The organism is Aquibacillus salsiterrae (genome assembly GCF_028416595.1).
Classification (GTDB): Bacteria; Bacillota; Bacilli; order Bacillales; family Amphibacillaceae; genus Aquibacillus_A; species Aquibacillus_A salsiterrae.
Window position 1 is genome coordinate 135,326 of the sequence record NZ_JAMQKC010000005.1, and the last position, 14,916, is coordinate 150,241.

The following is a 14,916-nucleotide window of genomic DNA, read 5'->3' on the forward strand; positions in this document are numbered from 1 at the left end:
TTAAAAAAAGGTTAAACAGTTGTCAGATAGACCTGTTAACCTTTTTCACGGGCTATACAAACTATAATTGTTCTTTCCCTTTTCTTTCACTTGATACATCGCTTTGTCTGCATGCTTCATTAACGTGATGCCATTATCAGAATCAATCGGATAAATCGATATTCCAATACTTGGCGAGATATTACACTGTTTGCCTTTAAAGGTAAAAGGCATTTCAAACAATTCTAAAATCTCCTCTCCAAGTGTTGCACTTTCTTCTAAGTTACGAATCTTCGGGACTAAAATAGTAAACTCGTCGCCACCTAATCTTGCAACAGTTGCCCTTTGTGCAAGCGATTGTTTAATTCTGTCCGCTACTGCTACCAATAAGCCATCACCAGCATCATGCCCAAACGTATCATTTATCTCTTTAAATCCATCGAGATCAATAAAATATAAAGCAAGCATATGGTCATGCTTTTCCGCAAGCTTAATGGATTCATTGAGAACTTTATTAAAGTAATGTCTATTTAATAACCCTGTCAACGCATCGTGATAAGCTAAGTATTCAATCCGTTTTTCATTTTGTTTATTTGACGTAATATCTTTCCCTATCGCATATATGCCACTAACCCCATCCTCTGTAATGATTGGAATAAACGTTATATCCATCCAAACCGAATCATCACCATCGTCCGTTGCCATTTCGACTTGGAAATGACTAGGGTCACCGCTGATCACCTTTTCCAAGTGGCTTTGAAATTCATCGATATTCTCATCCTGAAGCAATGTGAAAATAGATGACCCGATCAACTTATCTCTCGGTATCCTTGTCAGTCTGATACAGGCTTCATTGGCAGTGACAAAATTACCATTTAGATCGAATGAGCATACAGCATCCGGATGATATTTAAACAATGATTTGTAGCGATACCTATTCGTTTCATGTTCAATTGCCTTCTCTGATACACGTTTTAGTAGACGATTATTTTCTACAATGACAAGGATTTGTCTAACAATGATTAACACAATCGAAATACTCGAACCTATTAAAATTGCATTCAGTCGGAAACTCTCCGCGAGTTGAAAACCAAGTAAGATTAAAACACTCGTATAAGTGATGATCAATTTACTGTATTTTATTTTTGGGATGTTCCTTACTTTCACACCTCTCGCTTTAATGAGTGCTTGATCTTTAGCTTGTGTGGCAGCTCCATATCCCATTAGTAGAAAAGCAGTAGCATAAATTGGTTCGATATAGCCAACAGGCATAGTGCTTTCGATAAATTGTAAATAACTATAAAGGGAATCGGCAATAACATATAATAATAGACTAACAGTTATAATGATGTAGGTGTTTTTCCGCTTTGGTTGGTCGACACCAAATAATAAACCAATGAAAATTAACAATAGTGAAAGGTCTGCGACTGGATAACCGATAGCATAAAATAAAAACGGCCAGACAAGGTCGCCCCCGCCAAGATAATTCCGAATTAAGTAATACCAACTAAATGTTGTTGCAACAGTCATGACAATAGCTACATTGAACAAATTGCTCCATGCAAATAAAGGGAGCCTTTCTTTGAAAATCAAGAAAAGGGAAGCTGAAAAATAAAAACCAATCTGGAGAATGTAAAATATATCGGGAATCCCAGGGAATGGTGCTTCTTTCTCAAGTAAGCTTTCCTGATACGTTAAAATAACCTCAGCAATAAAATAACTGAAGCTTCCTAATGCCAAAAGGAACCAAAACACTTTATCTAATGCGATGCTTTTCTTGGAACCATAGATAAATAGAATGGTTCCAAGCAGTGGGGCAAGAGTTGATAAAACATGACTTAATGCTAGGCTTCCAGGCCAAAAGATAACGATATAGTAATAAAAAACAATGTATATTCCGACAAAGAAAAGCATTAGTCGTTTGATATGTTGCTCCAACCCAATCCCCCCACTTCTTGCACTCTTGGTATATTTATGATAGATAGTAGTATTTTACCACCAACATAGCTATTTTTACCACATAAAGCGAAGCCTAATACAAGGAAATTAGGTCAATTTTCTAAAAGATTCATATTTTATGCATGTTTTGACATAGTTGGGCTCAGTCTGCCATAGTAGAAGAATTCACGGCTAATCTGATTTAATAGGGTGTTCTGGTCGACGGCAAAAACCTTCAATTATCCTATTCGTTGTTAAAAAGTCTTCGGAAGTAGGCTTTTCGATATTCGGTTGGGGTGACCTTCTCGTACTTTTTAAACAACCGCATAAAGTACTTTTCATCCTTAATTCCTACACGATAAGCAATTTCTTTTATTCCTTCTTCAGAACTAGTAAGAAGGTCCTTGGCCTTTGTCAGCTTAAGCCGATGAATATACTCACGGATATTCATGTTCGTTTTTTCTTTAAAGAAACGGGATAAATAGTCCCGATTATAATTGAAATAGTTTGCAACAGCTGTCACCGTTATGTCCTCTAATGCATGAATCCGGATCCATTCCTCAACCAACGAAATGCGACGGTCGTTCAATGATGATCTGTTCTCCGCTGAAACTGATTCCAATGTTTGCTCAGACAGTTCAATCATCAGTAATGTCATAAAGTAGTCAACAGCACTTTTGTTATAACTATTGGAATAAGCAAAATCCAAAAGCTGGTTGGCGATAATATTGATTCTCTCTATTTTTTTAGGTTTTGAATAATCTGGTACTAACGCGTGTGATTGCTTCGTCCCTGTATAGGAGGTAGTCCGAATTTTCAGTAGGGTTTGATGAAATGCCTTTTCATCCAAAAGCGGACCACCGAGCAGGTCTTTAAAATGAAACCAGTAAAAAGAGATTCCTTTCGCACATTCCTTGTAACCAGATAGTTCCTGGTTCGGTAATAAAAGTAATACCTCCCCTGGCTTTACTTGGTACTTTTGTCCACCTTGTTCAATATACAGAACTTCTTTGACACCAATAATAAGTTCATAGCTATCGTTATTTCTTTCCATGTGGGTCCATCGTTGTTCGGACACAAATTGACCTGCAGAGACAAATTCTACCGGTCTGTTTGTATCCAATAAAAGATAATGATTCACCGTAGACATCCCTTCACAAAATAAGTAAGTTTTGTCCACCTATTATATAATTTAACTACCGACAAGTAAATGTTACCATGCTATGATTTAACTATCTTTTTTAAAATAAATTGTAGAGGTGATTATTATTGAAAACGAATACAAGTAAAAACCTTGCAAACGTTACTGTACAGGATTCGTTTTGGAATCAACAACTAGAAGTCGTTCAACGTGAAGTTATTCCCTACCAGTGGAAAGCATTAAACGATGAGTTACCAGATACAGAACCAAGTCATGCCATCGAAAACTTCCGCATTGCAGCCGGTGAATCTGATGGCGAATATTACGGGATGGTTTTCCAAGATAGTGACGTCGCAAAATGGCTAGAAGCCGTGGCCTATAGCCTGCATGTAACACCAGATGAAACGTTAGAAAAGACTGCAGATGAGCTAATCGATTTGTTAGGAAGGGCACAACAGAATGATGGTTACCTGAACACCTACTATACGATTAAAGAACCAGGCAAACGCTGGACAAATGTCCGTGATAATCATGAATTGTATTGTGCAGGACATTTAATCGAGGCTGCTGTTGCCTATTATGAAGCAACTGGGAAGCGTAAGTTTGTCGATATCATGGCTCGTTATGCAGATTATATCAATACGGTATTTGGTGATGGGCCTGGACAAATTCAAGGCTATCCAGGTCACCAGGAAATCGAACTAGCATTAGTCAAGTTTTATCATGTTACAGGCAAAGAGGACTATTTGAGGCTTAGCAAATATTTTATTGACAAACGTGGAAAACAACCCCACTTTTATGAAATAGAAAAGGAAAGGCGCGGCGACTCGAAGCCATTTTGGTGGAATGATGATCCGGGATACAGTCAAGCACACCTGCCTGTTCGCGAGCAAACAAAAGCTGTCGGTCACTCCGTACGAGCTTTATACATGTACACAGCAATTGCCGATTTAGCAAAAGAAACAGGCGATGATTCTTTAAGAGAAACAAGTGAGACGCTATGGAATAACGTGACCCGAAAGCAAATGTATGTAACTGCTGGACTTGGCTCTGGGGAGTTCGGGGAAGCCTTTACGTTCGACTACGATTTACCAAATGATACATCCTATACGGAAACGTGTGCATCGATTGCCTTAGTTTTCTGGGCAGACCGGATGTTAAAGTTAGCTAAAAAGGGTGAATATGCGGACGTCTTAGAACGAGCGTTATATAACGGAACAATTAGTGGGATGAATTTAGACGGGAAGAAATTTTTCTACGTTAACCCATTGGAAGTTTCCCAGGCTGCAAGCAGAAGACATGACCACAAACATGTTAAACCAGTACGACAAGGCTGGTTTGGTTGTGCGTGCTGTCCACCAAACCTGGCACGGATGATTACTTCGCTAAACCGTTACTTATATACAGAGGATATTGATACATTATATGTCCACCAGTACACCGGTAGTAAAGGTTCGTTCACATTGAACGGGGAAGCTGTCACAGTGCGCCAAGAAACGAATTATCCATGGGAAGGTAATGTAGCGCTTCACGTGAATGTTGACCAACCAACAAATTTCAAGCTTGCCATCCGCGTTCCTGGATGGTGCCAAGATGCAAAAGTTACGATAAACGGGGAAGCTATCTCGATTGTAGATGATATTGTTGATGGTTATGTATACATCGACCGCGAGTGGAAGGACAGTGACCTGGTTAACCTAGTATTTCCGATGGAGGTTCAACGAATTCATGCGAATCCTCATGTTAGGGAAACAGCTGGTCAAGTAGCCTTACAACGTGGTCCTGTTGTGTATTGCTTAGAGCAAGTCGATAACGGGGAAAACCTGCACAACATTTTCCTGCCGAGCGAAGGAAAACTTGAAGCAGCATTTGAACAAGAGTTACTGAATGGTGTCGTTACGATTTCTGGTGAGGCTTTGCGTATTGTTGAAACGACATGGTCAGATGACAGCTTATATGCACCAGTAACTTATCAAAAAACACCTGTCCAAATCAAGGCCGTTCCATATTTTGCTTGGTGTAACCGAGAGCCCGGTGAGATGCGCGTCTGGCTGAATGAAACGAAATAATCTGTGATACTAATTAGGCTGTCAATCGTATTTTGACAGCCTTTTTATAAGCGCTTTTCCACTTTAACATTCGTGTCTACAATCCTTCTTTATTATCCTCGATAATGTTTTATCTTTACATTGCAAATCCTCTTGTAGCTATCTTTTTGATTTTTACATAGAAAACGTAACATTAAGACATGCTAAATGAAGGAATAAAAGTTTAGTTAAGACGCGAACGGGTATTGTTACCTTTAGAAAAGGAGAGATTTAATAAATGAACCAAGGATCAACCGTTTATTACGTTTCACTTGTCATATTGTCTTTGCTTGTTCTTTCTGGTGTGTTTTTACCCGAGGCATTAGAAAGAATCACAGCAAATATTCAATCATTTATTACAACTTCGTTTGGTTGGTATTATTTAATACTTGTTACGTTCATTGTTGTCGTCTGTTTATATTTCCTCTTTAGTCCGTTAGGCAAAATAAAACTTGGAAAACCAGACGACAAGCCAGAATTTTCAAGACCAACTTGGCTTGCGATGTTATTCAGCGCAGGAATGGGGATTGGCTTAGTCTTTTATGGATCTGCTGAGCCGATTAGTCACTATGCAATTAGTTCACCCACTGGGGAAGTTGGTACCAATCAAGGAATTAAAGATGCATTACGGTATACCTTTTTCCATTGGGGTATCCATGCATGGGCAATTTATGGCATTGTTGCTTTAGTTATTGCTTACTTTAACTTCAGACACGATGAACCCGGGCTAATTAGTAGTACACTGCGCCCAATCTTAGGTAATCGTGTTGACGGAGCACTAGGGAAAACAGTCGATGTAATTGCTGTTATCGCAACCGTAATGGGGGTTGCAACTACACTTGGTTTTGGTGCTGTTCAAATCAATGGTGGATTGTCTTACCTATTTGGTCTTCCATCAAACATTTTTATCCAATTTATCATCATAGCAATTGTAACTGTGCTATTTATGATTTCAGCGTGGTCAGGCCTTAGTAAAGGCATTAAATATTTGAGTAATGCGAATATGGGGCTTGCAGCACTGTTGTTTTTGCTAATGTTTATCTTTGGTCCTACACTATTTATTTTAAACTTGTTCACTGATACAATTGGAAGTTATCTACAAAACTTTTTAAAGATGAGCTTCCGAATTGCACCGTTAAATGAAGAAACGCGTGGATGGATTAACGGCTGGACTATTTTTTATTGGGCATGGTGGATTGCCTGGTCCCCGTTTGTCGGTATATTCATTGCTCGTGTATCAAGGGGTAGAACAATTCGAGAGTTTGTCGTTAGCGTTCTTCTTGTCCCATCATTGATTGGGTTCTTATGGTTCTCGACGTTCGGTGGCTCAGCAATCATGCTTGAACACAATAATATCGCCAAAATTTCTGAACTTGCGACAGAAGAATCCTTATTTGGTGTGTTTGCGAATTACCCAATTGGCATGTTCGCTTCACTTGTCGCTATTACCTTGATTGGTACGTTCTTTATCACATCTGCAGATTCGGGTACGTATGTATTAGGGATGATGACAACAAACGGCTCCCATTCTCCAGGTGCAAAGATTAAAATCACTTGGGGTGTCATGCTCGCAGCAATTGCCCTAGTATTACTATATACCGGTGGCCTTCAAGCACTACAAAACACAATGATAATCGCCGCCCTCCCATTCTCGATCATTATGGCGTTGATGAGTATAAGCTTAATAAAATCACTACAAAAAGAAGCAAAACAATTAAATTTAAAAAAAGGAAGGAAGTAAAGAAGAAAAGCGCAGGCGCCTGTTTAGCCCTGACAAGCGTAAGACAAGCCTCGTAATGGCGGTCTTTGCCATGTAGAGGATTGACTTACGACTCGAAGGGCTAGGCGCCGGAGCTAGACAATAAAAAAAAGCGTAGGCGCCTTGGTCAGCCCCGACAAGCATTCCTAAAGAAAAGCTGGCATACCTACTCAGTAGTAGGCATGCCAGCTTTTTCCTTTACCTCTGACACTATTTTAATTTTTCAACAAACTTACTTATCCGCTTCATCGATTCATCTAATTGCTTTAACGACGTTGCGTACGAGCAGCGAATATAGCCTTCCCCACTTTGACCAAACACATTTCCCGGGACGACAGCAACCCGTTCTTTTTGGAGCAGTTGTTCAGCAAACGACTCTGAGGACAATCCCGTCTTTTTTATCGACGGAAACACATAAAATGCTCCACCCGGATTATGACAATCAAGTCCCATTTCATTAAACGCTTTGACAACGAGGTTTCTTCGTTGTTGGTAACTCATTTTCATTTTTTGGACACTATTGCCACCATTTCGCAATGCTTCCAAAGCTCCGTGCTGGGCCATCGTCGGCGCACACATAATCGTATATTGATGAATTTTAGTCATTGCTTGTAAAATTTCAACTGGCCCTGCTGCATACCCTAAACGCCAGCCAGTCATCGCAAACGCCTTAGAAAAACCTGAAATTAATATCGTCCGCTCACTCATTCCAGGAAGCGATGCGATACTTATTGCACGTTCATCATAGGCCAATTCCGCATAAATCTCATCAGATATGACGAGTAAATCATGTTTCTTTATGACAGCTGCGATTTTTTCAAGCTCAGCCTTTGATAAAACGGTACCAGTAGGATTGTTTGGACTACAAAGCATGATAGCTTTTGTTTTATCAGTTATCGCCTGCTCAATTTGCTCTGGTCGCACTTTAAATTCATTGTCAGGGTCCGTATCAATAATTACCGGCGCACCACCAGCTAATGTCACTGACGGCGCGTACGAAACAAAGCTAGGAGTTACGACAATGACTTCTTCACCCGGATTAAGAATTGCTCGTAACGCAAGATCAATAGCCTGACTCGCACCAACGGTAACAATTAATTGATTTTCCGGATTATAGCTAACATTGAAATTTTGCTCTAAATACTTACTGATTTCCACTCTCAGTTCCAATAACCCAGCATTAGCTGTATAAGCGGTGTATCCTTGCTCTAGCGAATGATAGCTAGCTTCAATTACGTTCCATGGTGTGACAAAATCAGGTTCACCGACACCTAATGAGATAACATTGTCCATTTTTGATGCTAAGTCGAAAAAACGACGAATTCCTGATGGCTTAAGACTGTCAACCGTTTTTGCTAAATAAGAGGTTTGCTTCATCATTATGGTGACACCATAATCCGTTTATCATCTTCATCGTCATTAAAAATGATGCCATCGTGTTTATATTTTTTTAAGACAAAATGAGTCGTTGTAGACAATACCATATCTAACGTCGATAGCTTTTCAGAAACAAACCGACTAATTTCCATCATCGTTTTACCTTCAATCGATACAGACAGATCATATGCACCGGACATTAAATAAACAGCCTTTACTTCTGGGAATCGGTAAATTCGCTCTGCTACTTTATCAAAACCAACGCCTCTTGCCGGGGTAACCTTCACATCAATCATCGCTGTTACACCTTCATATTCTAATACCTTCGACCAGTTTACGATTGCTGAATATCCTAAGATAGCATTTTCCTTTTCGAGCTTCTCAATAATTTGCTGTGTTTCAGCAACAGACAAATCAACCATTTTAGCAATCGTTTCAATATCTAAACGCGCATTTTCCTCGAGTAACTGAAGAACTTCTCTTTCTTTCTGTTCCAACACATCCACCTACTTTTCGGTAAAAATAAATATACAGATTTATTTAGACAATTTTTATCTTATGTTACTACAAACGACAGGGAAGATAAAGGGGAACTTCCGCTTGTGGCCGTTAACCGACACACCTTTTTATGCATATGGTAGAAATATATCCAACATGTAAGGAGCTTTTTTATGTCGATAACCTATACGCAATTACTTGCCCGACTTGGAATTAACGGCGCACATCCCGGAAGTTTGGCAATGACAAAGAAAATGTTAGCAGGAATTACAATTCGACCAACAACAAAAATCGTTGATGTTGGTTGTGGTACAGGACAAACCGTTGCCTATCTAGTGCAAACATATCCTTGTCACGTAACTGGCCTTGATTGTAACCAGTCAATGGTCGATAAAGCGAAGAAAAGGATGATAGCCCACAACTTATCCGCCAATATTTTATTAGGTGAGGCAGAAAACCTACCCTTTGATGATCAGTCCCAAGATATTCTTTTATCAGAATCGGTAACATCATTTACTAACATTGATGAAACCTTAAGCGAATATAGCAGGGTTTTAAAGCCGAACGGATTGTTAATTATGAATGAGATGACTAATAGTGGCCATCTCCAGCAAGCAGAAAAAGATGAACTTATCAACTATTATGAAGTTACTGCTATTTTGACGAGAACCCAATGGCAACAGAAGTTGAGCGATCATCATTTTTTAATCAATTATCAAGAAAAAGTCAATCCACATATGGGCTCACCGATTGACCTTACATCAAAGGCATTGCTTGATGAATCTCTCGTTAAAAAGTTAACGGAGCACTATTATTTAACCGAAAAATACGCAAATCGCCTTTCATCCACCTTATTTATTTGTACGAAACAAGGAGGTCCCTTAAATGACCATCATCCCAACAAGTAACTGGCTAAACGATTATTTGACGATGAAAAATACCAGTGACCGGGAACTAATCCCACGCGTCCACGCTGAGTGCTTGTGTGGACCGCTAGAGGCGTATTTTCCAGATGCAACGTTACAGGACATTCATATACATTTAGTCGATCATGGTCTATTTTGGCCACACCCAACGGATGATAAACAAATTGAGACATTTATCGCTCGTAATTATACGTCTATCGTTAGGAAAATATTAGAAAAATTAACACAGCATTGGGATGGACCTGATGTACCTGTGTTTATCTTTCCATCTAACGAAAAGAACCGCTTATTGAGTGAGCACTTTGAAGGGGTATCCGGAGTTAGTCACCCAGGTAAATTATTTTTTTTTCTTCCAAACAATGTTTCATTAAAAAAACTTCACGCGCTCGTCATTCACGAATACAGTCATATTTGTCGGCTTGATAAACTTGGAAAAAAGGAAGAAGACTTAACACTCCTAGATGCGATTGTCTTAGAGGGATTAGCTGAGAATGCGGTACGTACTTTGCTCGGTAATGAATATGTTGGCAGTTGGGCAAAGCATCCTTCCAAACAAGAAGTCGAGCTTTTCTTTAGAAAATGGATAAAACCTTGCCTCGACTTGAAAAAGACAGACCCACTCCATGACCAAATTATGTATGGGGATGGCCATTTCCCAAAATGGCTAGGATATAAAGTCGGATATCAGCTTATCGCTTCCTGCTTAGAGCATCCGGAATTACAATTAAAACAGATGCATTCGCTTTCTTCTTTACAGCTGTTAGATTATTCAATGTTTGCATCGTAGTTATTAGCAAAAAACGAAAATGTGCTAACGTCATTGGACATGTATCCACCACAAATACCCCTCCCTTTCATACGATGGTAATAAGTCCACGATGAAAGGAGATTATTCATGTCAAAATATTACGGTGTATGTCAAAAGCATATTGGACGCCCGGTTCGAATTAGAACAAGAGACGGTAGAGTCCACGCTGGTATCATTAAGCGCGTAAGCCCGTCACACGTATTTCTCGAACCAATTCCTAAAGGTTTAGGTGGACACGGCTACGGCTATCGTCGCCCCTATGGTTATGGTAGTTATGGTGGCTATGGTGGTTATGGTGGCTATGGTGGTTACGGTAATTGGGGCATTGCCCTTGGTACCATCGCAGCATTGGCCTTTCTTCCATTCTTTTTCTGGTAAAACATTAACACGGGATTCCGAGACACTCGGGAATCCCGTTATTTTTTTCCTAACGTAACTAGCAATAGACCACCTGACCACGAGACTAGTGACACAAAAAAATGCAAGGCCTGCCCCCTTTCGCTAATAAGATGCCCTTTTTATTCATCTGAACCGACATATCTTTAGAAAAATAAAATGAAACAACCACTAAAAGAGCAGTGTAGATTTTAAGTGTATATTTTTAAGTTTTATAATATAATGCAAGCAGGTTTCACATTTATAAAAAGATGCCTAACCAACTTGAAAAACGGGTGATACTTTGAATACTTACCTATACTTAACAATGTTTACTAACTTTACGAGGGAACTCTATTATCAAGGCTTGCCATTTTTATTTTTTCTAGGATTGATTCTACTTGGCAGATGGCTTGTTTTAAGTTTTTTTAAACGGATAAGTAACCGGGGGAAATCGTTCTTCTCTGAAAATGAGACACCAATTCGTTATTTTATCAACTGGATTACGACCTACGGAATCCTAGTTTTTATCCTATTCTATTTTTCAAGCTCGACTTGGATGTTCCAGGAAATTACCTCCGTTGGAAAGGTAAAAATATCTGCTTTCCTCATAATTATTGCAATCCTAATTATTTCTTTTGCTAACCGGGCATCGAAAATGATTACCAAGCATTTATTACCTCGCGCTTATCAGCGTTACCAATTAGACCGCGGTGTACAGTTTACCTTTAATCGCATCTTTCACTACACGGTCATGATTGTTGCGTTTGTCGTCAGCTTAACAACTGTCGGAATCGACCTTAGTGCACTAACTGTCTTTGCTGGTGTGATCGGTGTTGGTATTGGTTTCGGTATGCAAAATATTACATCCAATTTTATTTCAGGAATCATTCTGTTGTTTGAACGCCCGATTAAGGTTGGTGACCGAGTGATTGTTAATGGAATCATTGGGGATATTGAAAAGATAAATATGCGGGCGACAATCATTCGGACAATTGATAACGAGCATATTATTGTGCCGAATTCTTACTTTTTAGAAGAACATGTTGTCAACAGGTCCTATAGTGACCCAACGTTACGATTACGTATCCCGATTGGCGTTGCCTATGGGTCAGATGTGGAAAAGGTCAGAGAGCTACTCCTCCAAGTTGCACGTGACGAAATGAAAGCATCAGACGTCGTATTAGCAGACCCTGAGCCCTTTGTGCATTTTAAGGCATTTGGTGCATCATCCTTAGACTTTGAACTTTTCATCTGGATATCTAGTCCAAACCACGTGATTGCCACAAAAAGCAGTATCAATTTCCGCATTAATAAAATATTAAAAGAACATAATATCGAAATCCCATTCCCACAGCTTGACTTACACATAAAAAGCTAGACACAGAGAATGGTTCTTTTCTTCCTTTTTCAATAAAACAAACGGCTTGGATCTGTGTCTCGTATCCAAGCCGTTTGTTTTTTTAATCTAATAGATCTTTTTCAATATGGCCATCGTGTTCTTTTAATATCGACAATGCCTGCATTAAATCCTGCTCATCAACTTCAAATTCTAATACTTGAGTTCGATTATTTTCCCCTGTTGGTTCGTCTAGATCTACTTGTCCATTTATTGCAGCAAACATCCCGTTACTTGCACCTGTCGCATTTCCAGTCGTATTAACGCCAGCAATCGGGACAACAAAGTGCTGTTCATAGCCTTCTGGAATCGCGTCCTTTGTCACATGCTTCACCTTAAGGGTGCGCAGGTCTGCGTTTACAGATTCGACATCATTTTCAGTAGCAAAATATGCTCGTACAGTTTTTGACATGTTAGCACTCCTTTCAATTTTTTCCTATATATAATTTACCCAGACAAGCCAATAGTAAACAGGAGAATATGTTAAAAACGATGATAGGTTACCCCGAGGGGCTAGGCGCTGGAGCTAGACGTGGTAAAATAGAGTTATCTTATTTCTAGGAGGCACGCCGATGAAGGGTTTTTCGAAACAAGAAAGTAGCTGGATGCTGTATGATTGGGCAAATTCTGCTTATACACTCATTATTACAACTGCTGTCTTTCCTTTATACTACAAAGCTGCTGCAACGAATGCTGGTATAAGTGGAGCGGATTCTACGGCTTATTTAGGCTATACAATTGCAATTTTTACCTTTATTTTGGCAATACTTGGACCTGTTTTAGGGACGATTGCAGACTACCAGGGGTTTAAAAAGAAGTTTTTCGCTTTCTTTTTCACACTTGGTGTTAGCGCTACCGTTCTACTTGCTTTTATTCCTGGTGATAACTGGTTGCTCCTGCTTTTTTGCTACACACTTGCTGCATTAGGCGCGACTGGAGCAAACATTTTCTATGATGCCTTTTTAGTCGACATTACCGAAGAGAAGCGGATGAACCGCGTTTCTGCACGTGGCTTTGGATTAGGCTATATCGGAAGTACGATTCCATTTTTGCTTAGTATTGCAATCATTGTCCTTGCCCAACAAGAAATGATTGGTCTTTCCGCAGCTAGTGCCAGTCGGATTGCCTTCCTTATTACAGCAATCTGGTGGGGGATATTTTCTATCCCTATGTTTAAACACGTTCACCAAATTCATTATATCGAACGTGAACCAAAGCCTATTCAAGCTAGTTTTATTCGATTGGCAAAGACGTTTAAAGACATCAGACAATACAAGGCTGTCTTCCTATTTCTCATTGCCTACTTCTTCTACATTGATGGTGTTGGTACTGTTATTTCCATGTCAACGGCTTATGGAACAGACCTTGGGATAAGCTCCACCAATCTGTTAATCATACTATTTGCTACCCAAGTTGTTGCAGCACCATTTGCACTTGTATACGGCAGATTATCAGATCGTTTTACCGGTAAAACGATGCTTTATGTAGGAATTGGAGTTTACATCATTGTGTGCATCTACGCCTTTTTCCTAGAATCAGTGCTAGACTTTTGGATACTAGCAATGCTTGTTGCTACATCACAAGGAGGGATTCAGGCATTAAGTCGATCCTACTTTGCTAAACTTATTCCGAAAAATCACGCCAACGAATTTTTCGGATTTTACAACATTTTCGGAAAATTCGCATCAGTAATGGGGCCTCTTTTACTTGGTGCAACAGCACAGCTCACCGGAAAATCAAATATGGGCGTCTTTAGCCTAGTTATATTATTTCTTATCGGGATGATTGTGTTACGATTCGTACCCATACCAAAAACAGAAGTTCAATAAGAAACACCCATGATTTTATACTCGCTCGGGCGTTTTTATCGTTTTTCACTACCGTTAAAATTAATAAATGCTATCCTTTTTTCATCCTTGATGGTGGCTGCAGAAAGCCGTGGTGGTTTCTTGTCTTTTAAGAAAAGCGAAAGTTCCTTGGTGCTAGACTAAAGCAGGCAGAAGACGTGACGTGGTGTTCTTTAGTGGTTGGGGAAGCCTTCTTTAACTGTATACATTCCTTTCTACCAAGAAAAAACTATTTACATTACTATTTTTAGTTGTATGATAGAGAGTAATGGGGGGATGTGGGTTGATTATAAGGGATGCGTCTAGGCACGACTTAGGTGCTATTTTAGAAATTTATAATCAAGGCATCGAGGACCGGATCGCTACTTTAGAGACCGATCTACAAGATATGGCCTATATGGAAAATTGGTATGCGAACAAGAATGACAGATATACCGTCCTCGTTGCAGAACTTAATAACCAAGTTGTTGGCTGGGCATCAATTAGCCCTTACAATTTAAGAACTGCCTACAATGGGGTTGGTGAAATTTCCATTTACATCCACCGGAATTTCCGCGGCGAAGGTATTGGAAAGCTCTTATTAATCGAATTAGAAAAAAGAGCTAAACAAAACCAGTTCCATAAACTTGTTTTGTTTACGTTTTCGCTCAACTTGCTTGGACAAGGTTTATACCGCGCCATGGGCTACCGAGAAGTCGGAATTTTCATCAATCAAGGCTTTCTTGATGGAGAATTCGTTGACATCATGGCCATGGAGAAATTATTACATGAAAATTTATAAG

At 39.5% G+C, this 14,916-nt stretch carries 13 protein-coding genes; 8 read left to right on the plus strand and 5 right to left on the minus strand.

The features are described from left to right. Nucleotides 1-45: 45 nt before the first annotated feature. Both NC799_RS08450 and NC799_RS08455 read right to left on the minus strand, forming a co-directional pair. Entirely contained in the window at nt 46-1,917 is a 1,872-nt protein-coding gene (locus NC799_RS08450; protein WP_272445984.1) for a sensor domain-containing diguanylate cyclase, read from the minus strand. Between the two features lie 244 nt (nt 1,918-2,161). Beyond that, nucleotides 2,162-3,058 (minus strand): AraC family transcriptional regulator, encoded by an 897-nt coding sequence (locus tag NC799_RS08455; protein ID WP_272445985.1) that lies wholly within the window; start codon nt 3,056-3,058, stop codon nt 2,162-2,164. Nucleotides 3,059-3,186: 128 nt separating this feature from the next. On the opposite strand from NC799_RS08455, the gene NC799_RS08460 reads away from it, so the two are divergent. Both NC799_RS08460 and NC799_RS08465 read left to right on the plus strand, forming a co-directional pair. Next, a complete protein-coding gene (locus NC799_RS08460; RefSeq protein ID WP_272445987.1) occupies nt 3,187-5,127 on the plus strand; it encodes a glycoside hydrolase family 127 protein in 1,941 nt (646 codons plus the stop codon). A gap of 256 nt (nt 5,128-5,383) precedes the next feature. After that, the gene (locus NC799_RS08465; RefSeq protein ID WP_272445989.1) at nt 5,384-6,886 is read left to right on the plus strand and encodes a glycine betaine uptake BCCT transporter; all 1,503 of its coding nucleotides are present in this window, start codon (nt 5,384-5,386) and stop codon (nt 6,884-6,886) included. A gap of 228 nt (nt 6,887-7,114) precedes the next feature. On the opposite strand, the gene NC799_RS08470 is transcribed toward NC799_RS08465, so the two are convergent. Together NC799_RS08470 and NC799_RS08475 are read right to left on the minus strand one after the other, a co-directional pair. Beyond that, nucleotides 7,115-8,284 (minus strand): aminotransferase, encoded by a 1,170-nt coding sequence (locus NC799_RS08470; RefSeq protein WP_417006674.1) that lies wholly within the window; start codon nt 8,282-8,284, stop codon nt 7,115-7,117. Next, on the minus strand, nt 8,284-8,778 hold the full coding sequence (locus tag NC799_RS08475; protein WP_272445991.1) for an Lrp/AsnC family transcriptional regulator: 495 nt from the start codon (nt 8,776-8,778) through the stop codon (nt 8,284-8,286). Before NC799_RS08475 ends, NC799_RS08470 begins: the two co-directional genes overlap by 1 nt. Nucleotides 8,779-8,952: 174 nt before the next feature. On the opposite strand from NC799_RS08475, the gene NC799_RS08480 reads away from it, so the two are divergent. From NC799_RS08480 to NC799_RS08495, 4 genes are all read left to right on the plus strand, one after another. Then, complete coding sequence (locus NC799_RS08480; RefSeq protein ID WP_272445993.1) at nt 8,953-9,687, plus strand: class I SAM-dependent methyltransferase; 735 nt, start codon at nt 8,953-8,955, stop codon at nt 9,685-9,687. After that, the gene (locus NC799_RS08485; RefSeq protein ID WP_272445995.1) at nt 9,665-10,492 is read left to right on the plus strand and encodes a DUF2268 domain-containing putative Zn-dependent protease; all 828 of its coding nucleotides are present in this window, start codon (nt 9,665-9,667) and stop codon (nt 10,490-10,492) included. Before NC799_RS08480 ends, NC799_RS08485 begins: the two co-directional genes overlap by 23 nt. Nucleotides 10,493-10,600: 108 nt before the next feature. Further along, on the plus strand, nt 10,601-10,891 hold the full coding sequence (locus tag NC799_RS08490; protein WP_272445997.1) for an LSm family protein: 291 nt from the start codon (nt 10,601-10,603) through the stop codon (nt 10,889-10,891). A 301-nt stretch (nt 10,892-11,192) separates the two neighbouring features. After that, entirely contained in the window at nt 11,193-12,269 is a 1,077-nt protein-coding gene (locus NC799_RS08495; protein ID WP_272445999.1) for a mechanosensitive ion channel family protein, read from the plus strand. A gap of 82 nt (nt 12,270-12,351) precedes the next feature. Here NC799_RS08495 and NC799_RS08500 read toward each other — a convergent pair whose 3' ends face one another. After that, nucleotides 12,352-12,699 (minus strand): hypothetical protein, encoded by a 348-nt coding sequence (locus tag NC799_RS08500; RefSeq protein WP_272446003.1) that lies wholly within the window; start codon nt 12,697-12,699, stop codon nt 12,352-12,354. Nucleotides 12,700-12,859: 160 nt separating this feature from the next. Here NC799_RS08500 and NC799_RS08505 point away from each other — a divergent pair, with 160 nt between their 5' ends. Next, nucleotides 12,860-14,116 (plus strand): MFS transporter, encoded by a 1,257-nt coding sequence (locus NC799_RS08505; protein ID WP_272446005.1) that lies wholly within the window; start codon nt 12,860-12,862, stop codon nt 14,114-14,116. Between the two features lie 301 nt (nt 14,117-14,417). Further along, the gene (locus NC799_RS08510; RefSeq protein ID WP_272446007.1) at nt 14,418-14,915 is read left to right on the plus strand and encodes an arsinothricin resistance N-acetyltransferase ArsN1 family A; all 498 of its coding nucleotides are present in this window, start codon (nt 14,418-14,420) and stop codon (nt 14,913-14,915) included. Nucleotide 14,916 lies beyond the last annotated feature (1 nt).